This is a genomic window from Blautia hydrogenotrophica DSM 10507 (assembly GCF_034356035.1).
GTDB lineage: Bacteria > Bacillota > Clostridia > Lachnospirales > Lachnospiraceae > Blautia_A > Blautia_A hydrogenotrophica.
Map to the genome: position 1 here is coordinate 955,174 of NZ_CP136423.1, position 24,581 is coordinate 979,754.

Below are 24,581 nucleotides of genomic sequence, written 5' to 3' on the forward strand. Positions count from 1 at the left end.
GGTTTGAGAGGAGGCAAAAAGAGTGAAGAAAAAAGGTGAAGTCTGGAAAAGACTGGGAATCGGTTTGTCAGTGATTCTTACGGTATTTTGGCTTTTTCCGTATTTATATGTGGTTTGTTGTTCCTTTAAACCGGGCTCAGAAGTAATTGCGGTTCCGCCAAGCTTTTTCCCAAAGGTTTTCTCTGTTGAGAATTTTTCAGGATTGTTAGAGAGAATGGATGCGATGAAGTATTTGCTGAACAGTTTGAGTGTTTCTCTGATAAGCACAGTCATTGCGCTGATTCTTGGAGCGCTCGCAGCATATGCGATTCAGCGTTCAGGTGCAAAGCTTTCTATTCTGTTGGTCGTTCTGGTGCTGTGTCTGAAGATGATTCCTACATCAAGTATTGTCGTGCCAATTTATGAATTGATTTGCAATCTGGGTCTATATGATACGAGAATTGCCTTGGTTATTGTGTATTCAGCTATTAATATGCCCTTTGTGATGTGGACAATGCTGAGTTTTTATGAGGGAATTCCTACATCATTGGACGAGGCGGCGTATGTGGACGGTGCGAGCAGTCTGCAAACATTCCGAAAGGTGATTTTGCCGATTTGTAAGCCTGGTTTGGCGACTGCATTTATTTTTACATTATTCCTTGCCTGGAATGATTTCCTTGTGGCGTTGTTATTGACTAGCACGAACGCAAAGACGTTTACCGTTGGACTGGCAGGGTTCTTGTCGGCCTATAATTTGGATTTGGGACCAATGTGTGCAGGAGCATTTTTATTTAGTTTCCCAGTGATGATTATTTCACTGGCAGCCCAAAAATATATCGTACAGGGAATGACGGCAGGGGCAGTAAAAGGTTAAAAGTAATGGAGGAGTCTTATGTCTAAAGAGTTGATGAAACAGAATATTGAAAAGGCTCAGCGAGAGATAGATAGTAAGAAAGATATTGTAAAGAAAGGAAAGATGCGTCAGCGTTATCACTTTATGGCGCAGACCGGATGGTTAAATGATCCCAATGGTTTGATTTATTTTAGAGGAAAATACCATTTCTTTTTTCAGCATAATCCGTATAATGGATTTTGGGACAGTATGCATTGGGGACACGCGGTCAGCGATGATATGCTACACTGGGAATACCTTCCTTTGGCATTGGCGCCCAGTGAGACCTATGATAATCACTTGAGAGGAGGCTGCTTTTCTGGAAGCGCTATTGAACATGACGGCAAACTGTATTTAATGTTCACAGGGGCCACGAATGAGGGAAAAGGAAATGAGCAGACACAGTGTATTGCATACAGTGAAGATGGAATTCATTTTGAAAAATATGCGGGAAATCCTGTGCTGATTGCTCCAGAGGGTGTTCCGACGGACTGTTTTCGAGACCCGAAGGTGTGGAAACATGAAGACACTTATTATATGGTGTGCGGGGCGAGCCGAGACAATAAGGGACAGGCGCTGCTGTACCGGTCGAAGGATATGATTCACTGGACCTATTTTAATGTACTGGCTGAGAGCCGCGGAGAATGGGGATATATGTGGGAATGTCCGGACTTTTATCCTATGGGGGATAAATATGTGCTGACGTTCTCGCCCATGGGTGCCGGAGAACATACCTCGGTATATCTGGTGGGTGATTTTGATTACCTGACAGGAAAATTCTGCTGCCATGTAAGCGGTGAAATCGATTGGGGGTTAGACTATTATGCACCTCAATCTTTCTTGGCCCCAGATGGGAGAAGGATTATCGTCGGATGGTCCAATGAATGGGAGTGGATGCCTTTGTGGAAAGATTGGGGGCCGACCTATAAGGAAGGTTGGTGCGGATTTTTCAATATCCCAAGGGAAGTGCGCATGAGGAAAGATGGCACGCTGCAGTTTTTGCCGATCAGAGAGGTGGAGACGATACGGGAGAATCCAAAAAGAATAGCAGAACTGGCGGTCTCGGAGGAATACACAGAGCTGGAAGCCGGAGATGGTGTGTGCTTTGAGCTGAAGCTGAAGATAGATCTTCAAAGAACAAATGCGGATGAACTGGAATTGGATCTGCGCTGCGGAGCAGAAAGAAGGACGATCTGTCTGTTTCATTTCAAAAAAGGGGAAATGCGTGTGGACAGAAACGCGGCGGACGGCTGGAGTAAGGGAGTTTCCAGGAGCGTTCTGTATTTGCAAGGGAAAAAAGAATTGGATGTGCATATTTTATCTGATCAGAGTTCCCTTGAAATTTTTACGGACCAGTATCAGAATAATCATTCCAACAATATATTCGCAAAAGCTTCGCAGAATCAGCTGAGAGTTCGTGCCCGTGGAGGCAATGCAGTCCTTAGAGATATTGAGACTTATGGATTAAGAGCGTAAGAACAAACGGCGCGAAGGAGGGCAAAGAGAATGCGTAAGGAATACGATGTGACGGCTTTGGGAGAGCTTTTGATTGATTTTACAGAGAATGGAAGTAGCGGGCAGGGGAATCCTCTGTTGGAAGCGAATCCAGGCGGAGCGCCGTGCAATGTGCTGGCGATGCTACAGAAGCTGGGAAGAAAGACGGCGTTTATCGGAAAGGTAGGACAGGATTTGTTTGGCAGTACGTTACGGGAGACGATAGAAGCTGTGGGAATCAATTCTGAGGGGCTGGTGATGGACAAAGACGTACATACAACGCTTGCATTCGTGCATACGTTTCCTGACGGGGACCGGGAGTTTTCTTTTTACCGTAGTCCGGGAGCCGACATGATGCTGAGAAGAGAGGAAGTCTTAAAGGAAAAGATTCAGGCTTCCAGGATTTTTCACTTTGGGACTTTATCTTTTACCCATGAGAGTGTAAAGGAAGCCTCAGAATATGCGATTCAGTGTGCAAAAGAGGCTGGAGCTTGGATTTCTTTTGACCCCAATCTGCGGGAACCGCTTTGGGAGAATCTGGAGGAAGCGAAAAAAGCCATGGAATACGGAATGGAATGCTGTGATATTTTAAAGATTGCGGACAATGAACTGACGTTTATAACTGGGGAGACGGACTATGACAAAGGGGCACTGTACCTTAAAGAAAAGTATCAGATTCCCCTGGTCTGTGTGACACTGGGGAAAAATGGCAGTAGGGCTTACTATAAGGACTGGATTACCGCGGCGGAGCCGTTTTTGCAGGAAAATACCATAGAGACCACCGGCGCGGGGGATACTTTCACCGGATGTATTCTGGATACAGTGCTTGAAAAGGGCTTAGAGGAACTTACAAAGGAAGATCTCAGGCAGATGCTTCGTTTCGCCAATGCCGCTGCGGCATTGATTACGACGAAAAAAGGAGCTTTAAAGGTGATGCCTGAAAAAGTGGAGATAGAACAGCTGTTGTCAGGGAAAGGCTGAGTATGGACAATCACGTAGGAGGGCAAAAGGATGGCTGGTAAAAATTATTATGATGTAACAGATTGGAACACTGGAAATCCTTACGAGGACATCGGAGAAGTGATCAACAGTATCATCGCAGATATAAAGTGCAGACAATCGGAGGCTGATGTTGAGGAAGGCGGAAAACCAGGTGCGGTGATCTATATCCCGTCGGGGGATTACCATCTTCGCACGCAGGTAGTGATTGACATCAGCTATCTGAAAATTATGGGTTCAGGACATGGGTTTGTGTCTTCCAGTATTCGTTATAATCTGCCGGAGAGCGAATGGGCGGATTTACACGAAGTATGGCCGGGAGGCAGCCGTATTCTGGTGGAAATTTCTGCGAAAGACACAGGGGAGGAAGCGGCAGGAGCAGCGTTTTATGTGGAGAGAAACGGAAATCCTCGTATCAGCTCGGTGGAATTTGAGAATTTCTGCATTGACGGACTGCATTTTACAGATGATGGCTCAGGAGTGGAGAACCCAGAAAATACCTATACGAATGGAAAAACGGGAATCTATGTAGCCAGTGCGCAGGACTCCTTTCGGCTTACCGGAATGGGAATTGTGTATCTAGAACATGGCGTCACGATTTATCATGCGGATGCGTTGTCTGTGCATGATAATTTTATCGCTGAATGTGGAAACTGCCTGGAATTAAGAGGCTGGGGCCAGGCGTCCAAGATTACCGATAACCTCATGGGAGCGGGGTATAAAGGATATTCAATTTATGCCCAGAATTTTGGGGGACTTTTGATCGGCTCCAATAATATTTTTCCCAGAGGAAAGAGCAGTATTCATTTTGACAACGTGGCACGTTCGAGTATCACCGGGAATCGTTTTCATTCTTTTTATCCGGGAATGCTGGTGTTTGAGGGAAATTGTTCAGAAAATCTGGTCTCTTCCAATCATTTTCTGCGTGACAATGAACCGTGGGCGCCGATGCTAGAATATAACAATGGTTTGAACGATCTATATGGTCTTCTGTGTATCAGCGGCAATTATAATTCCATTATTGCCAATCATATTTCAGAATCCATTCATGGACAAAGCATTCATCCGGCCGGTGAAAAACCGGTGATTATCCATCTTACGTCGGGCATGGGAAATTATATTTCTTCCAACCATATAGTTGCCACGACAGAAGCTTCCAGTGAGCAGACAGAAGCATCCGATTCTTGTTTTTCCGCGCAGGTAGATGCGCTGACGATGACGGATCAAAGGGTGCCGTTGGAGGTGATAGCGGTACTGGTGGAAAAGGAATCCATACAAAATACCGTGTTGGATACAGGAATGGACAGCCAGGTAATCATGGATAAGTCGGCAAATGCTTTCAGAGCAACTCCAGGAATCGGAGAGTAAGAAGAGGGTTGTGCAGATCCTTCTACGGTAGGGAGAGGGTGAATCGGAAAGTTCAGGAAACACCGCGGTATAGATTCATGGCTTTGCAAAAGCTTGAATCTATACCGCGGTGTTTCCTTTTTTCTGTCAGGAAGGTTTAATCTTTAGGACAGACGGCAATGCAGCGGGCGGTAAAACCGGTAAGATTCACTCCGCGTGGAAAACCACAGATGATGACAGCGCCGGTTGCGGGAACTTTGTCGAGATTTTTCAGGAGTTCAATTTGATAGCGCTCCTGTTCGAGAATATAGTATTCTCCCACATAACCGATTTTTGCTGAGCTGACTGGAGCGTCAGTATCACTGGTCTCATGGCCAATGGCGGTGACATTGCGCTGTTCTACGAGGAATTTAAGCGCGTCAAGCCCCCAGCCGGGATAATGTTTCATGCCTTTTTCATCCATGTTGTCCAGGTCGGCGCGCTTGCTCCAGTCTGTGCGCACGGCGACGAAGCTGCCGGATGGGATTTCGCCGTGGATCGCCTCCCACTGGTGCAGATCTTCGGCTGTGAAGATATAGTCACAGTTTTTGGCTGATTTTGCGCTGAGATCTATGACGCAGAGTGGCAGCACCATCTCGTCGGCGCGTAGTTCGTTAAGCATCCGTTTGCCAGGCACGAAGTGTGCTGGGGCGTCTACGTGGGTGCCATACTGTGTGGCGACTTGTACTATATGAACGCGGAATACATCTGGATAGTCAAAAATCATTTCTGCGTTCATGGCTGGGAAACCGGACCAATGCGGCGTGTCTGGTGAGAACTCATGAGAGAGTTCCACAAAATCACAGTTTTTTTTCCAGTTCTTGAGATCCTCCCAAAGTTTAAGATTCTCCATTTGTTTTCCTCCTTTTTCTGAGGGCGCATTGTATTTCAGTTTTGCGTCCTTACAGTTTGTTTTTGACAAGTGAGGCGAGCTGCTGTACGGCGATGTCGATTTTTTCAGGTGTAACATTACCGAAGCTTACGCGCATAGCATTTGAACCCATGTTACCGCCTTGAACGTAGAAGCTGGAACCAGCTATGTAGTGGATACCGGCAGCATTGGCTTCAGGCAGCAGTGCAGCAGTGTCAATGCCTCCTGGCAGCTCCACCCAACTGAAGAGCCCTCCGTCAGGGTGTACCCACTTCGTGCCGCCTGGCATATATTTAGCGAAGCAGTTCATCATCACATCACGGCGTTCACGGTGGATCTCACAGAGCTTTTTGAGCTGAGAGGAAAACAGTCCGCGGTTGAAGAATTCGGCGCAGACGACCTGAGCGAAGGTAGAGGTGTGCGAATTCGTTGCAGTTTTGGCGTCGAAAAGCTTTGTGATGATATCGTGGCTTGCATGACAAAATCCCAGTCGGCTTCCAGGTGAGAATATCTTTGAAAAACTGTTGGCGTATACGGTATGGCCAGTCTTGTCGAAACACTTGATGGGCGGGAGAGGTTCTCCACTATACCGCAACTCCTGGTATGGATCGTCTTCAAGGATGATAACATCATACTTGCTGCCTATTTCAGCCAGCTTTTTCCGACGTTCAAGAGGGAAAGTCTTGCCAGTTGGGTTTTGGAAGGTGGGAATGATATATACAAGTTTGGGATGCAGCTTTTGTATTTTCTTTTCTACATCTTCGAGTATCATGCCACAGTCGTCACACTCAACACCGACGCACCTAGCCTGGAACATCTCGAAGATCTCCACACAGTGGACAAAGGTGGGCGATTCCACCAGAATAACGTCACCGGGGTTGATATAGACTTGACAGAGCAGGTTCATGGTTTCAAGACCACCGTTAACGATGATGATCTCGTCAAGCTCTGCCTCCAGCCCCTTAGGTTTGAGCAGAATGTCTGCGACGTTTTTTCTGAGGTCGGATACGCCGAGAACGGAGCCATATTGTAACGCCTCCACGCCGCGTTTGTTGCGGGTGATAACATCAGTACAGATGTCGTGAACTGCTTCTACTGGCAGCGCATCGCTTGCAGGGGCGCCGCCGCCGAGAGATATAATGTTAGGGGAATCCATCGCGCCGAACAGTGCGCGAATGATTTTGGCAGAGCTTTCCATGTCATATATTCTCTGTGCAAATTTCGGCATAGCGTTTCCTCCTTCTTTAAAGTTATCTCCACCGATGAATTTTCTAATACAGCAAAGGACGATGTATCGGACAAAGAGGGGAAAGGTTTAGTCATTCGAAAAGCGGAGACATTTCATCAAATAGTTTTTCAAATTCAGCAGCACCGCCGGAAAGTTTGTATTTGTGTTCCGGTGCAGGGAAGACTCCGTCCTTGACTTCCTTCACGTAGTCGATCATGCCTTGAGTAGCAATATCTCCGATGTCGGCAAACTTCTTCGCAAACTTAGGCGTGAAGTTTCTGTACATACCCAGCAGGTCAGCGCTGAGCAGTACCTGTCCGTCACAGTCCGCGCCGGCACCAATGCCATAGACCGGAATAGGCAGCATTTTGTGTATGTAGGCGCAGACCTCTTCAGGTACGCCTTCGAGAAGTAGTGTGCGCACGCCGGCTTTGTAAACAGCGACAGCATCCTCGATGACCGCGCGGGCGGAATCTGTGGTGCGCCCCTGTGCTTTGAAACCGCCCATAGAAGCGGAGCTTTGCGGAGTGAGGCCAATGTGACCGAAGACGACCATCCCTGCGTTGACGATGGCGCGTATTTTATCTGCGACGGCGACGCCGCCTTCGAGTTTAATGGCGTCCACGTCTGCCTCTTTGTAGAAGCGAATTGCGTTGGCGACAGCATCCTCACAGCTTTTATGATAAGAACCGAACGGCATATCGCCGATAAGATAGGTGTTGGGAGCGCCGCGGCGCACACCCTGACAATGGGCAATGCTCATGTCCATGGTGACGGGAACGGTACCCGGCCAGCCATAGACAATCATGCCCATGGAGTCACCGCAGAGTATCATATCCACCCCAGCTTCCTCAGCATAGGAGGCGAATACGCTGTCGTATACTACAATCCAGCAGGCCTTTTCTCCGTTTTCTTTCATCTTATATAGGTCATGTATACACTTTTTTTTAGTCATGATTTGTCTCCTTTCATCAGTTTAAATCGAGAAACTAATTTAATTTTAATGCATCTGTGCGTTTCTGTAAAACGAATAATATTAAACGGGATGTTTAAATGAAAGACAGAATTCCAATCCTGTTTTGATATCAATACGGTTCATTTTCTGAAAAGATCAAAAATAAAATACAGGCATTGATTGGTTTTAGACAAATATTTTTATAATGTCAGTTCAAAAATATTTGATTAATTTATTGGAATTTTATATTTTTGTCATGGAAATATTATATAATTTGCAAATAAATATAAATTATATAGAAATATTATATCTTTTTTATAAAAATGTTGTATAATTTATGTACAAACACAAATGGGGGAAGAGATATGTCATTGTGGGATTATAAAATATTAGATCTTATCGTGAAAGAGGGCAATCTTAGAAAAGCGGCAGAGTCCATGCATCTGACGCCGGCAGCAGTCAGTCATTCGTTGGCTAAATTAGAGAAGGAATTTGGACTGCCTCTGTTTGTGCGTGGCCGTCGCAGTATGGAACTTACACAGTACGGTAAAATGCTTTTGCCACATATACGCACAATACTGGACGCGGACATGCGCCTGCACTCAGAACTTCAGCGTATCAAAGGTGATATGAACGGCCTTGTGCGGATTGGTGTCATCAACAGTGTTTGTTGTGCGTGGCTGCCGGCAATTTTGCAGCGGCTGCATGAGAGTCTGCCCGACGTGAGTATCAATATTTATCAAGGTGGTTACGACGAACTGGAGAACGGTCTGCTTAATGGTTCTCTTGAGCTGGCGTTTGTAAGCCTTCCTACGCGCAAAAACCTTGCCGCAATTCCTCTGCTGCATGATCGTCTGTTGTGTATTACTCCTAGCAGTTTTATACCTGTCAACGTCTCTTATATAACTCTTGAGGAAATAAAACATTTTGAACTTATTATACCTGGACCAGGTTCAGATTTCGACGCAATCGCTTTCATGGAAGCAAACGGTCTTGATACTAAGTCAGTACACTCAATACAGGAGGACAGCTCCATCATTGCTCTTGTGGAAAGTGGCCTTGGTGTCAGTATCATGCCGGAGCTGGTACTGGAAAAGAACAGCAGAGGCATAAATGTCTATCCGATTGAGAGCGCACCTTACCGATTGATAGGCATTGCCACTTTGACAAACACCCATCCGTCTAGTCCCGTCTCTGCAATTGTGAAACTTATTATGGATTATGTCCGGGAAGAGTATCCGACAGAAATGCCATACTTTAGAAAGTAATATGCTTAATGTGAATTGATGGGGAATGTGAGAAAAATAATTAAGCGGAAAAATTCTTAATTATCAAATGGATTATAGGCATAACTGTTCAAAGAGAGAGGAGAAAAGAACAGTATGCCTGTGAAGGGGTACAAATACTTCGTGTATGAAAGGCATAAATAGTTCAAAAGGTTCTTCTATGGTGAAATAGCATAGAAGACCTTTTTTTGTTACGGGAAAGACGTTATCATGACAATGTGTAAGAGTATTTTTAAATAACAGTAACACTTCGTCATAGATGAGCATTACCTTGTATACTTGTTCACTAAGTGAGTCAATATGTCGCACAAGAGGTGGTCGCCATAGACAATTGTGTTTGGCGCGCAAAGTGGGACTGTGCTCTCCAAGATTGAGAGAAAGGGGAGTTAAAGTGGGTTTGCTCACTATTTTTCCCGTCTTGCTCGGTCTCTCAGCAACAGAATAAAGAGTACAGTCCATATGCACCAAGCCAGAGTACAGCCCAGGCCTGGCTGGATTAGATCAATCACAACCGCGAACAGAAACACTATTCCCATGATGATCATTTTTTTTCCGTAACAACGGCACATTTCTTTCTCATCAAATTTTTCGCGCTCTTTGACGGACTTTGTATTGTAGCCGGACAGGAGAGAGGCAGCTTTGCCATTTGATCGGAAAAAATAGAGTCCGAGAAGGAGCGAGATCAATCCCATAGGAAGATCCATGAGCAATGGAAACATAAATTTTCTCCTTATAAAACGAAATGGTTCTATGTTTATTTTAGCAGAATGAAGTATTGATTACAATCGATAAAACATACCGCAGAGGTATTGACAAATTTATGTAAAGTGAATATAATGTGCTTACTCAATAAGCACAGTTTAAAGAAAGGTGTCGTGAAAGATGCAGATTATTATCAGTAACAATGCAGATAAACCTATTTATGAGCAGATTACGTCACAGTTTAAAGCTATGATTATGAGTGGAGAGTTGCATGCCGGGGATACAATTCCTTCTGTGAGAGCGCTGGCAAAGTCGATTCATGTCAGTGTCATCACCGTTCGGAAGGCATACGAAGAGCTGCACAGGGAGGGGTTCATAGAAACTGCTGTGGGCAGAGGAAGCTTTGTGGCGGCGAGAAATAAGGAATTTTACCAGGAAGAACAGCAGCGGTTGGCAGAAGAACATTTACAGATTGCGGCAGAGATAGGGAGAATCAATCAGATTTCTCTAGAGACTTTAAAAGAGTTGCTAACGATTTTTTATATGGAGGACGAGTAAAATGGAGAGTATTCTAAGACTGAAAGAGGTGTCAAAGGCTTATAAAAAATCTGATTTTCGACTCGAACAGATTTCCTTTTCTGTACCTTATGGTTCTATTGTGGGATTTGTTGGAGAAAACGGAGCGGGAAAATCCACGACAATCGGATGCGTTTTAAACACAATATCCCGTGACAGCGGTTCCATAGAGGTATTTGGAAGGGAAATGCAGGAACAGGATGTAGAAATAAAGCAGAGGATTGGGGTTGTCTATGATGGAGAGAATTTTCCTGGATATTATTCAGCGGGACAGCTCTCTGACATTTTTAGAGGAATTTACGAGAAATGGGATGACGCGCTTTTTCAGTTTTATCTGAAAGAATTTGGGCTCAGTAAAGGTCAGAAAATCAAGACCTATTCCAAGGGAATGACAATGAAGCTGGCAATCGCAGCAGCGCTTTCCCATCATCCAGACTTGTTGATTTTGGACGAGGCTACCAGTGGGCTTGACCCAAGTATGAGGGATGAGATGCTGGATATTTTTTTGGACTTTGTCGGCACAGAAAAACGTTCCATTTTATTCTCTACTCATATTACCAGTGACTTGGAAAAGATTGCAGACTATATCGTTCTCATTCATAAAGGGAAAATCCTGCTGACGGAGGAAAAAGATAAAATTGTTTACCATTATGGAGTGATGCGATGCGGGAAGGGCCAATTTAATGCGATGGAGGAAAATGACAAAATTGCTTGGCGCAGGCGGGACTATCAGATCGACGTGTTGGTATCAGACAGGGAAAAGATCTTGAAAAAGTATCCGGGGACGGTGGTCGATCATGTTTCTATTGACGAATTGGTGGTATTGCTGACGAAAGGGGAGAAAAGATGAGAGGTCTGTTGATAAATAATTTTTATGGAATTGCGGAGAATGTGAAAATATTTATAGGAGTGATTGTCTTTGCGGGAGTGATTTTTTCAATTTTAGGAGATACTTCCATGGTCAGTGTTTTTGCATTTATTCCGGCTCCAGTGATGGCAATTCTCGCCGTTTCATGTCTGAGAAAAGAGAGTGCCTCGAGATGGTGTCAATATAAATGTACTTTACCGGTGAGACGAAAAGATATTGTGAAGAGTCAATATATCAGTCATGCGGTCTGTGGAGCGGCAGGTTGTGCAGCAGTGGCACTTTTTTTGACAGTGTCTGTCTTGATTCATGGAAATGTTTACTTTTATTATGGTTTTCGTGATGCGGTCACTTTGGTTCTGGGAGGAGGCATCCTGGCCTTCTTGATTGGTGCAGTGGCCTATCCTCTGTATTATTGGTGGGGAGAAGAAAGGGCGGAGATCGCCATGGTTTTGGCTGTGCTGGGAGCGGCAGGGATTGTCGTTGCCCTGAGTATGCTCGCCAATGTGATTGTTCAGGGCGAGACGGTGTCTGATTTCACTTATTATGTGAGCCTGGTGATTATTTTGGTTGTGACAGTGGCCGCGTATATGGGGTCTTATGCCATATCGGCAATGATTTATAAGAAAGTGGAAAGATAAAAGAAAAATGGAGTTTATAAGCCCTAATAAGGAATTAAAAAGGAGAGTTAGCAATGTTTCAGATTAGAAACGAGAAGAGAACGGACTATAAAACGGTGGAAGAGATCACGAGGAAAGCGTTTTATAATTTGTATGTCCCAGGGTGTGTGGAGCACTATCTGGTTCATATTATGAGAGAGCATGAGGATTTCCTGCCGGAGCTGGATTTCGTGGCTGAGCTGGATGGTGAGGTGATTGGAAATATCATGTACACGAAGGCAAAGCTGAGGGACGAGGCGGGGGAGACGAAGGAGATTCTGACTTTTGGCCCGGTCAGCATCCTACCTGAGTACCAGAGAAAAGGATATGGAAAAGCTCTGATAGAATACTCTTTTGGGAAAGCGGCCGCGCTTGGGTACGAGGTGATCGTCATATTCGGAAATCCGGGCAATTATGTCAGCAGAGGCTTCCGAAGCTGTAAGAAGTACAATGTCTGTCTGGAGGGCGGGAGCTATCCGGCGGCGATGATGGTAAAGGAGCTGAAAGAGGGCGCCCTGGATGGACGGAAATGGTTCTACTATGACAGCCCGGTTATGCAGATTGATGAAACGGAAGCCCAGAGGTTTGATGACAGCTTGGAAAAAATGGAAAAAAGACATCAACCGAGCCAGGAAGAATTTTATATACTCAGCCATTCCACGGTGCAGTAGAAGACAAAAGCAAGGCGTTCAGCAATAAGTGCTGGATGCTTTGCTTTTATATGACCGCACTGCGGCGAAGAGGAAAATGCTGCTGGTACAGTATGCCGCGATAAGGCAACTCACCGCACAGAGGCGCCATGGCGGTGCGAAAGATGAGCGGTGCCTTCGATTTTCTGGTTCTCTGCTGCCGTGTTTACAAAACGTCTGACATCCTGCGTGGGAGTTAAGCTGTACAGCAGGCCGTAGGGAATGCTGTAATCCCAGTTTACGGGGATGGAGACCAATGCCGGGTGGACTTCTGTCCAGCAGTCCAGTGTGAGAAGAACCTTGCCGGTTTCTGAACAGCGGTTGAAGACGGAGATGTCGTAGAACTGGGGCGTGTCTTCGATTTGAATCTGCGGGTGGAAGGTTTCCAAATCCTTTCGGATGGAGTCGTTGGTGTCGGAATCTCCTCGTTTGACCATCATCAGAGTCTCCCCGTACAAATCTTCAATTTCGATGCGGGACCGGCCCGCGAGAGGATGCTCTTTGGAGACGGCGACCATCTTTTTATATCTGCCCAGAGGCAGCATATTACAGCGGTCCAGCCAGAGCTTGGAATCGCAAACTCCGATTAAAAAATCAAATTTCTCCCCCAGCTGTGAGATCTCTGAGAGGATTCCCTCATGATTGTCTTCGAAGGGAACCAGATGGAGCCTGTAATCAGGAAATTCTGCGCTGACCTGGCACCACAGGTCCATAAAAGGCTTTGCCGGGTTCAGCAGGGAAGTGCCCACGTGAAAGGTGCGGCTGTCGATGTCGGCTGCTTTTCTGGCGCTTTCAATGGAACGTCTCGAATACTCGAAAAGAAATTTAGCGTCCCTATAGATGGACTCTCCGGCAGGAGTCAGGCGAATTCCAGCGGGGCTTCGCTCTATCAATGTCAAGTTCAGATGTGCCTCCAGGGCGTTGATTTTTTTCATGACCGCAGTGGGGGAGATAAAGAGTAAATCAGCAGCTTTTGTAAAGCTGCCGCAGTCTGCCGCGCAGACGAAAACGCTTAGCTGTGGGTTAAACATAGGCTCCTCCTTGTCTGTGGAAAATAAATTTGTATGAACAATAAGTTTATACAATGATAACACAACGGAGATTCCGAGTCAAAGCGAAAGGGTCTATAATGGAATCAAGATATAGCGGATGCCGTTCACTGTAAAAGCGGACGACGGCGGCCCGGCCGGTCTAGGCTGCGTGAACGGACAGCGCTGAGAGATAAAGGAGGATGACGTATGGCGGAACTTATCGCATATTTTTCAAGGGGAGATGAAAATTACGTCAGTGGTATGCTGAAGAATCTGACCGTCGGCAACACGGAAGTCGCGGCAGAGCTTTTAAGGGAGCTGACCCAGGCGGATATGTTTAAGATAGAGCCGGTCCAGGGATATTCCCCCAATTATAATGAATGCATTGCTCAGGCGCAGGCAGACCAGAAGATGGATGCCCGCCCAAAACTGAAAGCATATCCACGGAATTTGGAAAACTATGACACGATTTATCTTGGGTACCCTAACTATTGGGGGACGATGCCGATGGCGGTGTTTACGTTTTTGGAGCATTTTGATTTTGGCGGAAAGGTGATTCGTCCATTCTGTACCCATGAAGGGAGCGGCATGGGGCGCAGTGAGCAGGATATTCGAAGGCTCTGCCCGGGAGCAGTTGTGGGAAAGGGCCTGCCGATCTATGGAAGCAAAGCAGGAAAATCGGGAAGCGCTTTGGAAAAGTGGTATAGAGAGTAAGGAGGCAGAAAAATGGCAGTGAAGCAGACAGCGGGAAGGAAAAATTTAGGGGAATTTGCACCGAAATTCGCTCAGCTGAATGATGACGTATTGTTTGGGGAGGTGTGGAGCAGAGAGGGGCAGCTCTCCCTCAGGGACCGCTCTGTCGTGACGGTGGTGGCACTGATGGCCCAGGGGCTTGTGGACTCTTCCTTTAAGTATCATCTGATTTCCGCCAAAAACAATGGAGTGACCAGGACGGAAATCGCTGAGATTCTGACCCATACGGCTTTTTACGCGGGCTGGCCAAAAGCCTGGGCGGCATTTTATATGGCGAAGGAGGTGTGGGAGGAGGAGATTAAAACGGATGACGCCATGGCGAACCATGCAAAGTCCATGATTTTTCCCATTGGAGAGCCAAACGATGGATTTGCGCAGTATTTCACCGGGAAGAGTTATCTCGCGCCTCTGTCAGCGTCGCAGATGGGGATCTTCAATGTGACCTTTGAGCCGGGATGCCGGAACAACTGGCATATTCATCACGCAAAAAAAGGCGGCGGACAGATTTTAATCTGTGTCGCCGGAAAAGGCAGGTACCAGGAGTGGGGCAAAGAAGCCAGAGAGCTAAAGCCGGGGGATGTGGTGAATATTCCGGCGGGTGTGAAACATTGGCATGGGGCAGTAAAGGACAGTTGGTTTTCTCATCTGGCGGTGGAAGTGCCGGGTGAGGATACGGAAAATGAGTGGTGTGAGGCAGTGACAGAAGAGCAGTATGAAAAATAACAGTTGCAGACAGGCCTCATGTCCTGTTATCATAGAGGACGGAAAGATGACTGAAAAAAGTCAGACAGAAGTAAAATTGCGAATGATTGTCAATGGAGGAGATCAAAATGAGAAAAAATTTTGGAGCAAAACCATATACCTATCCGCAGCCCGTCTATATTGTAGCGGCCTACGATGAGGATGGTACGCCGGACGCGATGAATGCTGCGTGGGGCGGAATCAGCGATGACACCCAGATTTCCATGTGTTTAAGTCCAGGCCATAAGACGGTAAAAAATATTTTGGCGCGCAAGGCGTTCACCGTCAGCATGGCAGACGCGGCCCATGTGGTGGCCTGCGATTACGTGGGTGTGGAGTCAGGAAATAAGGTAAAAAATAAATTTGAAAAAGCTGGATTTCACGCGGTAAAATCAGAATTTGTGGACGCTCCGCTTATTGAGGAGCTGCCTATGGCGGTGGAGTGCAGGCTGGTAAGCTATGATGCGCAGTCCTGCCGTATGGTAGGAGAGATCGTGAATGTCAGCGCGGATGAGAGCGTACTCGGTGAGAACGGAAAAATTGACCCGGCAAAGCTTGACCCGATCGTGTTTGACCCTGTCAACATGGCATATTTGAAGTTGGGAGAGAAAGTCGGCAATGCGTTTAAGGACGGATTGGCTTTGAAATGATGGCGGAAGAGGAGAACCCAGATCTTCTAGGAAGGTCTGGGTTCTTTGCGTGCCAAAAGTACTTATGGGGTGTGGAGGGTTGGGGGTTTTGCTTTTTTTGAGGAACGTCTAAATGGAAGCCGAAGCAGATATAATAACAGAAGGACTCCCCAGGAAAAGCCTTCCGCATAGGCGATAATCATATTGCCGAAGAGAGAGACGAGCCCGTAGGAAGTGGTGATTCGAAACAGTAACGATAGGATGCCTGCAGCGCTGGAATAGACCATATCCCCGAGTCCTTCTAAGTACCCGCGTACTGCGGTGGCAAGACCGTAGATGATATAAAAACACGCGATTCTCTGGAAGAAGTTTTGACCTATTCCGACGGCTTCCTCACTTGCCCCGAACAAAGCAATTAGGCGGCCGCCTGTGGGAATGACTAGCCCGGTCAGCAGTAAAGAGACGGCAGCCATTAAGATAAGTCCCACGAAAAGTGTTTTTTTTGCCTTTTTAGCTTCTCCGGCACCGTAGCTTTGAGCGGTAAAGGTGGAAATCCCAGACCCTAGATTAATGATGGGAAGCAAAACGATGGTGTCAATACGATACGCAGTGGTGATGGCAGCCACAGTCTGAGTGCCAAATCCGTTCATGAAATTTTGGAGTATCAGGCTTCCGCAGGCGCTGATGCTGGATTGAATCATGGGTGGAAGGCCAAAGCGAACCCCTTGCCTTAGCAATGACAGATTTAGTGGATACCAATGAAGTTGGAAACACAGGAGCGTGTGCTTTCTTGTGGCGTAGACGATTAAGAAGACGGTCATTGCCCCTTGGGAGATCGCAGTGGCGCTTGCGGCCCCTTGGACACCCCAGCGAAAAAAGGCCACAAAAAGGATGTCCATCACAACGTTTATGGCAGAGGAAAACAAAACTGCCAGAAACGGGGTCCGGCTGTCACCGATTCCACGCAAAGCAGCAGAGTAGACGTTGTACACGGCCAGGTAGGGAATACCTGCCAGAACGATCTGTAGATAACTGCCTGCTAAGGGAAGGGTCTCTGGTGTCGTGTGTAAAAGGCGAAGCAAGGGATAAGCTAGAAAAATGGCGGCTGCGGCGAAGAACAAGAAGACGGCCCCGAGAAATATGCAGAAGGTTGACAAAATATGAGGGATGTCTTTGAATTGTCCGCTGCCGTATTTTTGTCCGAATAGGATGGAAAGCCCTAAGGTAAAACCGGTGATTGCCGTCAAGTAAAAATTAATGACTGTAGTGGTGGAACCAATGGCTGCCAGGGCTAATTCTCCTTCGATGTTTCCGACGATAAAGGCGTCAGCCCAATTGTAAAGTTGCTGTAGTATGCCGCTTAAAATGAGTGGGAGGCTGAATTTTAGCAAAGCGTAGGCGATGCCGTGCTGGGTATCTATAGCAGATGGCTGTTTTGAGTTTTTTATGGTATGTTTAAGTTCCATGTTTCTTTCTCCCTATTTGGCATTGTAAAATATAAAACAGGAATTTTTTATAAAATAAAAACCGTATGTAAGTTAGCCTTGCATACGGTAGGTGCTCACCCGAAATGGTTTACTCAGTTATTCTAACAGATTTGATTGTGAAAGACAAGGATGTTTTTTGCAAATAAAACTGCTCTGGATTTTGTACTTATCGGCCGTATAGTTGTTTATTGAGGGTGTCGCAAAATCATATTGTCTATGATGGAGCGATACCCTCGTTCCGTGTTGTGAAAAAATCCAAACAAAATTTTCCTCCGAAGTAGAAACGCTGGAATTTTCAGGATTCCTGGGAGGCAGAATAAAACTCGAAATATTCAGATTGGGTAAATGGATGGAGGAAACTGTTTTCCTTGAGGGTTTTCTCCATCTCATCTTGGTATTTCTCCATGCGGTTTTGACCAAGGTACACGTATAGGGAAACCTCATAATCACTGTAGCAGGAGAAACGGTAATAAAAGTCTTCTCTGTCATTTAGCAGGCTGGTGTCTAGCTGGAAATAGATAGTCTGATAAAAACCATTACCGAGATCGCAGCGTTCATACAAGGTTTCGACGGTTTTGGTGAATTTGGATATCAGATCTTGCTCCGGTTCGTAGGGAAGCGTGACTGTTAACTGTTCAGGGGAAGAACTTTTGACTTCGATATCAGGATCGATGCTCTTGGCCTCTGTCTGGATCTTATCCAGAAACGGATTTTCTAAAATCCAGTCTTTGTCAATGTCCACATCCAAATCCAGTGTTCCGTCTGCACAGGTATAGCTGATGGTGTCTGCGGAGTAGTTGCTTGTACTCTTGACTTCTGTCATCATTGTGTACAGGAAATCAGCGAGAGTTTTCGTTTTCATGCGGGCAGTCTTAGCAGGGGTTAATTCTACGGTTCCGTCTGTGATAACATCAGAAATTTTGCAGGAGGCCAGTTTATAACCGCCAAAGGTCAGATATAAAGTGTCTCTCCCATGGTCTAGCATTGTTTTGGTACATGTCTGCAGATTCTCGATATCATATTCATCGCTGAATTTCATCATCCAGGTATTTGCGGGCTGCTTTTCTTCAAATATCATGTCTCCCGCGGAAGAAGATGAGAGGTACATGGATGCACCTCCCAGATCGGACAGTTTGATTCCACCGCGCTGAATCAGCAGTGACGCCATTTCAAGATATAGATCTTTCTTTGCGATTTTCAGAGTAATGTCTTGTTCTTGAAAGGAGGAGATGCCGAAGGCGTAAGGAACATCCAGGGTATCCATCAGTATCTTGAAGTCAGCCAGTGTCTCATACCACTCTCCATTGGACAGCTCGGCCAGAGGACTGCAGGTATACTGCAGGTATACGGCGGGGTCTTCGATGGAGGCTTCATTGACCTGATTATCTCCCGCGATCATGGAGGATTCCACTTCTTCCCAGGTAGTGGGCGGAAGGTAGGAATAGGCAAGGTCTGACTCATAGGACTCGTGGGTGATATCGTATGTGAGCAGTTCGTAGAAGGATTTATCCTGAATCCAGCTGGTTAGGCACAGCTTTTGAAAATTGTCGCGGTCATAGATGGTATATATGAAAGAACCCAGGGAACTTTTATAATAGTTTTCGGTTGTCCATGTGTAGTCTCTGAACAACGTCAGAGAGTCGTCAGGATATTTCTGAAGATATGTTTGAACTTGTTTTTTGGTCTTATCATTCAGCGTAATTTCCAGATAATAGTAGGCTTCGTTTTCTGGAATGTCTGCGTATTCCTCAGAGTCGAAACCTTCGAGTACCCCCTTTTTTATCTGAACGCCTTTCACAGTCTCAGTGTTCAAATCCAGATCTGACAGAGATAGCTGGCCTGCGCCTGCCAGAAAATGTTTCAGAATATCGTTGAGAGAGACGTAGTGCTCTGCGGCTTTCTTGGAAATGGAACGGAAGGTCTTAGCAGGCAGGACATAGGTGACGTCGCCGTTTTTTTCCTGAGACTGGATATAGTTTTTTTCACCTGCGAGAATTTCAACTCTCTGTTTTAAGATATCCTTTGCCTGGGAGTAACCGGAGTCAGAGAGCTCATGACTCTGTCCAAAGGTCATGGTGAAAGTTTCCGCCCCGTGGAATTTAAACTGTTCTAGATGGCTTTGATAGTACCAGAAGGCGATTCCAGACAGCACGGCTAAGATACAAAGCGCGAAGCTGATTCGTTTTATCCATCGAAGTCGAATGATCTTTGGGTCCACTTCGCGGATTTGCTCTTTGACATCGCAAATCAGGTCTTGCATATGCTGATAACGGGAGGGGATATCCATAGACAGCCCTTTCATCAGGATACGCTCCAGGGCCGGGCTTATAGAGATGCCCAATTCACTGGGAGATTTCAGCTCGTCGTGGAGCATTCGCTGGAACGCGTCGTCAGGCGCATGTTTGGTGATACAGAAATAGATGACAGCGCATAGGGCGTAGATGTCTGACCAAGGCCCTAGTTTTCCGCGGCTGTCATACTGTTCACAGGGGGCATATCCTCCTTTTAAGATGATGGAACAGGTCTGATCTATCGTTGGAGAATAAGCCTTTGCGGCTCCGAAATCGATGAGGGTCAGTTTGCCGTCAGGCCCGAGAATCAGGTTGTCAGGGCTGATATCTCTATGGATGATACCGTAGCTGTGGATTTTTGCCAGAGTACCCATCAGCGGCAACATGAGGCGAAACGCGGATTCCGCTTCCATGGGAGGCTGTGTCTTCATATATTTTTTTAAAGTTTGGCCTTCCAGATAATTCATGACGATATAGGCAGTCTGGTTTTCCTCAAAGTAATCTGTGATGCGGACGATTCCGGGCTCCTGGGCAAAATCGCTGACGGTACGGGCTTCTTTTAAAAATCTCTGTTTTTGGCGTTTACAATATTCTTCGTCTTCTTCGCGCAGAATCTGGACGACATTAGAACTACGGCAGTCCCGGTCCATACAATCTTTGAGATAAAATTCCTTAATTGCTATCTTTTTGTCTTTTTGATGAAGAGAAAAACCAGAATAGGTGATTCCGAATCCACCCTCACCGATGACAGTTTCTATTTGATAACGCTCATCTAGCAGTGTGCCAGATTTCAAATGGTAATCTTTTATATTCATAATATCTCCTGCTCAGATTGGGAGTCATGCCAATCGTTTTCATGTTATAAGAAAGACCTTGTCACGCTAATGCGTGAAAGCTCTTTCCTATAACACAAATACTCCGTAGGATCGCACTGCGGCGGAAACGAAAATGTTGCTGACGCAACCCGCCGCAGGCGGAGAATCCTGCGGGGCAGGATTCTTTTTTTCCATTATGAGAGAAGCATACCATATTCAGGTCTATGAAGACAAGATTTTAATTTATTAGGCGAGTTCCATCTACGTGCGGCGATATCTAAGTGGAAACAAAATTCCCCTTTCCTTAGACTTCTGTTTGGTCTAACGAAAGGGGAATTTCACTTTTACAGCAGCAGTCGATCTTTTTACAAGGTTTCCTGGCTCCACTCGTAGATGGTACCTGTCTCTGCATCCATCTCGAATTCATAGGAGGTGTTGTTGTAGATCACTTCTCCTTCATAGAGAGAGCGACCGTCGTCCATTTCCAGCTTCATTCGCACGTTTTTTTCTGTAGCTCCACTTACTTTGCCGAGGACTATATTCACAGCCTCATCTGGTGTGATACTGGTCTGAGAATTAATATTGGCTACCTGATCGGTGGCTTCCATGTCTTCTTTTATGATTGTGCCGTCAGAGGCGTTGATTTCGTATTCATAATCCTTTTCTGGAGTATAAATATTTACTTCATAGAGTTGCATTCCATCGTCATAATCCATTTTGACGGTGAGGCCGATGGTGTCGGCTTCAGCCACTTGGGATTTTTCCAGAGCCGTTTTCTTGGCATCCTCTTCGGTGACGGAAGCCTGGGTATTCTGTGTCGGTGCAGTGGTCTGCTGTGTATTTTGAGCAGCCGGGGTCGTGGTGTCCTGAGTGGTCTGTGTCTGGGTGGTAGGCTGATTTTCTGCGGTATTTTCCGAAGAACTTCCGCCACCGCATCCGGTGAACAGTGAGAGTGTCAGACAAGTTCCCAATAATGCAGTTATGATTTTCTTTTTCATTTTTGAATCCTCCTAAAAATATTCTATATCAATCTGTTTGTTTTTTATTTATACGTAGTATAACCAGCGAAGATTAAAAGAAGATTAGAATTTTCCAAAAAAAAATAAATTTTTTCATTCCTCCCTTATATTTAATGGGTGTTCTTTGAACAAAATTGTGTTAGAATGGGTGACAGTGATGAAAACTCTCTGAAAGGAGAAAGTAATGACAAGTACGGAGATTTTACAGAGAGAGGACGCAGAGCACTATCTTTTCTGGGCAATGGAGATTGGAGAGAAGATGTTGACTAGCGGTGCCGAGGTGGGAAGAGTAGAAGACAGCATTCGAAGAATTTGTATGGCGTATGGGGCAAAGCGAGTGGATGTCTTTTCTATTACTTCCTGCATTATAGCTACTGTGTATGGGGAGGCTTTTGATGCGTGTACTCAGACACGGCGGGTAGCAGAGATGAAAAATAATCTTCACATGCTGGACGAGCTGAATCGACTTTCCAGAAGGATTTGCGATCAGAGATTAAAGCCGGAGGAAATCAAGGAGGAGGTCGCGAGAATTAGCAGTGAGCCTCCTTATCCGTTTGCTGCGCAGCTTTTTTTCTATGCATTGGTGTCCTGCTCATTCTGTATCTTTTTTGGCGGTAGTCTCAAAGATGCGTTGGCTTCAGCAGTGATTGGAGTGATGTTGAAAGTGGCAGAAACTTTTTTGCAGAAAGGTAGTTCGAATCCTATGATTATCACGCTGCTGTGTGCAGTGGTAGGAGGGCTGCTCTCGAATTTAGCTGTCAAATTCGGGCTCGGAGAGGATGCAGACTTGATTAGTATAGGCAATATTATGCTGTTTATCCCGGGAATGGCTTTTACGAACGCGATTCGAGACATTTTCTCCAGGGATATGATCGCTGGTGGAGTTCGTTTCGCAGAATCCATCATACTGGCGATTGTTATTGCTCTGGGCTTTACCTTTACAGGGTTATTATTTTGAGAGAAAGATCGGGGAGAGAAAATGGCTCAGTTTATTCAGTTGGCAAGCGCATTTGGCGGAGCGCTTGGCTTTGCGTGCGTATTTAATATCAGAGGGAAAAAAGCATTTTTGGCGGCTGTGGGAGGTGCGATCGGCTGGGGGGGCTTTTTATTGGTACAGAATCTGTTTGGGGCCAGTGACTATTTCTGTGGTTTTGCAGCTTCCATCATGTTGACGGTGTATGCGGAGTATATGGCAAGGATTCAAAAGACACCGGTCACGGTGTTTCTGGTGTCAGGGGCGATTCCCTTGGTCCCCGGGGCGGCTTTGTATCGTGGGATGAAGCATCTGATGGCGAGACAGCTAGAAGATTTTGGAGAACAAAGCATTTACGCTTTGCTGTTTGCAGCTAGCATGTCGGCGGGAATCATGGTGACAACCATCGTATTTCGGATGTGTTTAGGGTTTATAAAAGGGAAGAAACACGGAAGGATTTAATTTTCTAGCGAAGACCATCACAGGGACTAAACAAGGTGTCAAAGAGGGCTTTGCTGTGGAAACAGAAAGGATGTCGAAGAGTGCATATTCTGATTGTAGAAGATGAGAAGAATATTAGACAGGAATTGAAGATACTTTTGGAGAATTCTCTATATCAAGTGACGGCTTTGGAAGATTTTTCGGATGTGGCGGCTGTAGTGCTTCGGACTATTCCAGATCTTGTGCTCTTGGATTTGAGTCTTCCTGAGGAATCAGGCTTTGAGATCTGCGCGAAAATTCGAGCGGCTTCGGAAGTCCCGGTTATATTTGTAACTGGAAAAACAGATTCTATGGATGAGTTGACTGGGATGCTAAAAGGTGCCGATGATTATATCACAAAGCCGTTTAGCCCTCCAGTTTTACTGGCACATATTGCAGCAGTTCTCAAACGATACAAAAGGCCGGAGGAGATATCAATCTTGCAACACAGGGGAGTGGTATTGGACTTAGCAAAGGGATGTGTGGAATTTCAGGAACAGAAAGTAGAATTGACCAAAAATGAGCTGAAGATTCTGCACTTTCTTTTTTTGAACGCGGACAGAATTGTCTCCCGTGTGGAGCTGATTGAGTATCTGTGGGATAATCAAGTTTTTATTGATGATAACACTTTGAGTGTGAATATGACGCGTATTCGTGCTAAGCTAGAGGAGATAGGAGTTCACGGGTTTATAAAGACCAAGAGAGGGATGGGATACTGCCTATGAAGTTGAGAGACTTTCTGAGAGACAAAATTTTTTTGCTGCTGTTCCACTTCGGATGTATGCTGGGATTGGCAGCTTTTTTGTGTCTGACAGGATATTCTGTGGACTGTGTCTTTTTGATTTTGATTGTCTGGCTGGCAGTATTGTCTTTTTGGCTGCTGGGACAGTATCGGCAAAGGAGAGGATATTTCCGAAGGCTAGAAGGCATCTTAGAAAATGTGGACCAGCGTTTTTTGCTAGGAGAGCTGATGCCAGACTCTTTTCGTTTGGAAGACAGGCTTTATCGAGAGCTGATACGAAAGTCCAACCAGTCTGTGATTGAGCAGCTCCGTAGGATTGAGGACGGACAGAAGGAATATCGGGAATATATTGAAAGTTGGGTGCATGAAGTTAAGGCGCCGCTCACCAGTATTGTTTTGCTGTGTGAGAACCACAAAGATGAGTGTACCAGGATGATTTTGCAGGAGAATCAAAAAGTGGAGAACTTTGTGAATATGGCGCTGTATTATGCCCGGTCTGACGAGGTTTATAAGGATTATTTGATAAAAGAGACGGATTTGCAGGCATTGGCGGAGGAAACAGTGGCCCGGAATAGACAGTATTTTATTCAGAATCAGATGCAGGTGGAGGTGGATTGCAGGCACCGAGTCTTTACGGATGAAAAGTGGATTGGGTTCATTTTGAACCAGATACTTTTAAACAGTATGAAGTACAAGCGTGATGAAGGTGCCCGCGTCTGGATTTTTACCGAGAAATATGAACATGGGGTGAGACTTACCGTGAGGGACAACGGAATGGGAATCAGCGTGCAGGAACTTCCTAGAATCTTTGAGAAAGGCTTCACCGGAACCAATGGAAGAAGGCAGGAGCGTTCCACAGGTATGGGACTGTACCTTTGCAGAAAGCTGTGTCTGAAATTGGGTGTGCAGATTTGGGCTGACTCAAGGCTCTTTGAGGGAATGAGGATTGTCTTGGAATTCCCGGTCAGCAGTTATCTTTCAAAATTGTAAGATGGCTGAAAGGAAAGCAGATACCATCTGCCTGGCGGATTTGATAGAG

General features: G+C 45.8%; 24 protein-coding genes. 16 read left to right on the top strand and 8 right to left on the bottom strand.

All coding sequences use genetic code 11. The annotated features are described in order from the left end of the window. Nucleotides 1-22 precede the first annotated feature (22 nt). From BLHYD_RS04610 to BLHYD_RS04625, 4 genes are read left to right on the top strand one after another with little or no spacing between them, the layout of a single operon-like run. Nucleotides 23-853, top strand: coding sequence for a carbohydrate ABC transporter permease (locus BLHYD_RS04610; RefSeq protein ID WP_005949347.1), 831 nt, complete (start codon nucleotides 23-25; stop codon nucleotides 851-853). A gap of 18 nt (nucleotides 854-871) precedes the next feature. After that, nucleotides 872-2,347, top strand: coding sequence for a glycoside hydrolase family 32 protein (locus tag BLHYD_RS04615; protein ID WP_005949348.1), 1,476 nt, complete (start codon nucleotides 872-874; stop codon nucleotides 2,345-2,347). A gap of 30 nt (nucleotides 2,348-2,377) precedes the next feature. After that, nucleotides 2,378-3,346: a carbohydrate kinase family protein gene (locus BLHYD_RS04620; RefSeq protein ID WP_005949350.1), complete on the top strand. Its 969-nt coding sequence runs from the start codon at nucleotides 2,378-2,380 to the stop codon at nucleotides 3,344-3,346. A gap of 30 nt (nucleotides 3,347-3,376) precedes the next feature. Then, on the top strand, nucleotides 3,377-4,732 hold the full coding sequence (locus BLHYD_RS04625; protein ID WP_005949352.1) for a NosD domain-containing protein: 1,356 nt from the start codon (nucleotides 3,377-3,379) through the stop codon (nucleotides 4,730-4,732). A gap of 136 nt (nucleotides 4,733-4,868) precedes the next feature. Here BLHYD_RS04625 and BLHYD_RS04630 read toward each other — a convergent pair whose 3' ends face one another. From BLHYD_RS04630 to panB, 3 genes are all read right to left on the bottom strand, one after another. Then, nucleotides 4,869-5,603: a cyclase family protein gene (locus BLHYD_RS04630; RefSeq protein ID WP_040350648.1), complete on the bottom strand. Its 735-nt coding sequence runs from the start codon at nucleotides 5,601-5,603 to the stop codon at nucleotides 4,869-4,871. A gap of 49 nt (nucleotides 5,604-5,652) precedes the next feature. Next, on the bottom strand, nucleotides 5,653-6,849 hold the full coding sequence (locus BLHYD_RS04635; protein WP_040350649.1) for an aminotransferase-like domain-containing protein: 1,197 nt from the start codon (nucleotides 6,847-6,849) through the stop codon (nucleotides 5,653-5,655). Nucleotides 6,850-6,940: 91 nt separating this feature from the next. After that, complete coding sequence (panB, locus tag BLHYD_RS04640) at nucleotides 6,941-7,804, bottom strand: 3-methyl-2-oxobutanoate hydroxymethyltransferase (protein ID WP_005949357.1); 864 nt, start codon at nucleotides 7,802-7,804, stop codon at nucleotides 6,941-6,943. Between the two features lie 365 nt (nucleotides 7,805-8,169). Here panB and BLHYD_RS04645 point away from each other — a divergent pair, with 365 nt between their 5' ends. Continuing rightward, entirely contained in the window at nucleotides 8,170-9,072 is a 903-nt protein-coding gene (locus BLHYD_RS04645; protein ID WP_005949361.1) for a LysR family transcriptional regulator, read from the top strand. Between the two features lie 422 nt (nucleotides 9,073-9,494). Here the strand turns inward: BLHYD_RS04645 and BLHYD_RS04650 are convergent, their stop codons facing one another. Continuing rightward, a complete protein-coding gene (locus BLHYD_RS04650; protein ID WP_005949364.1) occupies nucleotides 9,495-9,809 on the bottom strand; it encodes a DUF3784 domain-containing protein in 315 nt (104 codons plus the stop codon). Nucleotides 9,810-9,972: 163 nt separating this feature from the next. Here BLHYD_RS04650 and BLHYD_RS04655 point away from each other — a divergent pair, with 163 nt between their 5' ends. The 4 genes from BLHYD_RS04655 to BLHYD_RS04670 are packed head-to-tail and all read left to right on the top strand — an operon-like array spanning nucleotide 9,973 to nucleotide 12,563. Then, nucleotides 9,973-10,350, top strand: a complete 378-nt coding sequence (locus BLHYD_RS04655; protein ID WP_005949366.1) for a GntR family transcriptional regulator — start codon at nucleotides 9,973-9,975, stop codon at nucleotides 10,348-10,350. A 1-nt stretch (nucleotide 10,351) separates the two neighbouring features. Then, nucleotides 10,352-11,218 (top strand): ABC transporter ATP-binding protein, encoded by an 867-nt coding sequence (locus tag BLHYD_RS04660; protein WP_005949369.1) that lies wholly within the window; start codon nucleotides 10,352-10,354, stop codon nucleotides 11,216-11,218. Further along, nucleotides 11,215-11,874, top strand: a complete 660-nt coding sequence (locus BLHYD_RS04665) for an ABC-2 transporter permease (RefSeq protein WP_005949371.1) — start codon at nucleotides 11,215-11,217, stop codon at nucleotides 11,872-11,874. Before BLHYD_RS04660 ends, BLHYD_RS04665 begins: the two co-directional genes overlap by 4 nt. Nucleotides 11,875-11,927: 53 nt before the next feature. Then, the gene (locus BLHYD_RS04670; RefSeq protein ID WP_005949373.1) at nucleotides 11,928-12,563 is read left to right on the top strand and encodes a GNAT family N-acetyltransferase; all 636 of its coding nucleotides are present in this window, start codon (nucleotides 11,928-11,930) and stop codon (nucleotides 12,561-12,563) included. Between the two features lie 110 nt (nucleotides 12,564-12,673). Here BLHYD_RS04670 and BLHYD_RS04675 read toward each other — a convergent pair whose 3' ends face one another. Beyond that, nucleotides 12,674-13,612: a LysR family transcriptional regulator gene (locus BLHYD_RS04675; RefSeq protein ID WP_260784488.1), complete on the bottom strand. Its 939-nt coding sequence runs from the start codon at nucleotides 13,610-13,612 to the stop codon at nucleotides 12,674-12,676. Between the two features lie 207 nt (nucleotides 13,613-13,819). Here BLHYD_RS04675 and BLHYD_RS04680 point away from each other — a divergent pair, with 207 nt between their 5' ends. The 3 genes from BLHYD_RS04680 (at nucleotide 13,820) to BLHYD_RS04690 (ending at nucleotide 15,756) form a co-directional block, all read left to right on the top strand. Beyond that, nucleotides 13,820-14,326 (top strand): flavodoxin, encoded by a 507-nt coding sequence (locus BLHYD_RS04680; protein ID WP_005949379.1) that lies wholly within the window; start codon nucleotides 13,820-13,822, stop codon nucleotides 14,324-14,326. Nucleotides 14,327-14,338: 12 nt separating this feature from the next. Further along, nucleotides 14,339-15,088: a carboxymuconolactone decarboxylase family protein gene (locus tag BLHYD_RS04685; protein WP_005949381.1), complete on the top strand. Its 750-nt coding sequence runs from the start codon at nucleotides 14,339-14,341 to the stop codon at nucleotides 15,086-15,088. A gap of 107 nt (nucleotides 15,089-15,195) precedes the next feature. After that, nucleotides 15,196-15,756, top strand: coding sequence for a flavin reductase family protein (locus tag BLHYD_RS04690; RefSeq protein ID WP_040350651.1), 561 nt, complete (start codon nucleotides 15,196-15,198; stop codon nucleotides 15,754-15,756). Between the two features lie 62 nt (nucleotides 15,757-15,818). Here the strand turns inward: BLHYD_RS04690 and BLHYD_RS04695 are convergent, their stop codons facing one another. The 3 genes from BLHYD_RS04695 to BLHYD_RS04705 form a co-directional block, all read right to left on the bottom strand. Then, nucleotides 15,819-17,201 (bottom strand): MATE family efflux transporter, encoded by a 1,383-nt coding sequence (locus BLHYD_RS04695; RefSeq protein WP_005949385.1) that lies wholly within the window; start codon nucleotides 17,199-17,201, stop codon nucleotides 15,819-15,821. A 316-nt stretch (nucleotides 17,202-17,517) separates the two neighbouring features. After that, nucleotides 17,518-20,328 (bottom strand): serine/threonine protein kinase, encoded by a 2,811-nt coding sequence (locus BLHYD_RS04700; protein ID WP_005949387.1) that lies wholly within the window; start codon nucleotides 20,326-20,328, stop codon nucleotides 17,518-17,520. 365 nt (nucleotides 20,329-20,693) lie between these two features. Further along, nucleotides 20,694-21,326 (bottom strand): PepSY domain-containing protein, encoded by a 633-nt coding sequence (locus tag BLHYD_RS04705; protein ID WP_005949389.1) that lies wholly within the window; start codon nucleotides 21,324-21,326, stop codon nucleotides 20,694-20,696. Nucleotides 21,327-21,531: 205 nt separating this feature from the next. Between BLHYD_RS04705 and BLHYD_RS04710 the strand changes: the two genes are divergently transcribed. The 4 genes from BLHYD_RS04710 to BLHYD_RS04725 all read left to right on the top strand — a co-directional run bounded on the left by BLHYD_RS04710 (nucleotide 21,532) and on the right by BLHYD_RS04725 (nucleotide 24,532). After that, nucleotides 21,532-22,305: a threonine/serine exporter family protein gene (locus BLHYD_RS04710; protein ID WP_005949391.1), complete on the top strand. Its 774-nt coding sequence runs from the start codon at nucleotides 21,532-21,534 to the stop codon at nucleotides 22,303-22,305. Between the two features lie 21 nt (nucleotides 22,306-22,326). Further along, the gene (locus tag BLHYD_RS04715) at nucleotides 22,327-22,782 is read left to right on the top strand and encodes a threonine/serine exporter family protein (protein WP_005949393.1); all 456 of its coding nucleotides are present in this window, start codon (nucleotides 22,327-22,329) and stop codon (nucleotides 22,780-22,782) included. A gap of 80 nt (nucleotides 22,783-22,862) precedes the next feature. After that, nucleotides 22,863-23,525, top strand: a complete 663-nt coding sequence (locus BLHYD_RS04720; RefSeq protein WP_021845167.1) for a response regulator transcription factor — start codon at nucleotides 22,863-22,865, stop codon at nucleotides 23,523-23,525. Further along, nucleotides 23,522-24,532 carry a sensor histidine kinase gene (locus BLHYD_RS04725; protein ID WP_005949397.1) on the top strand — a complete coding sequence of 337 codons (1,011 nt, stop codon included), beginning with the start codon at nucleotides 23,522-23,524 and terminating at the stop codon, nucleotides 24,530-24,532. Before BLHYD_RS04720 ends, BLHYD_RS04725 begins: the two co-directional genes overlap by 4 nt. The last annotated feature ends 49 nt before the right edge of the window (nucleotides 24,533-24,581 follow it).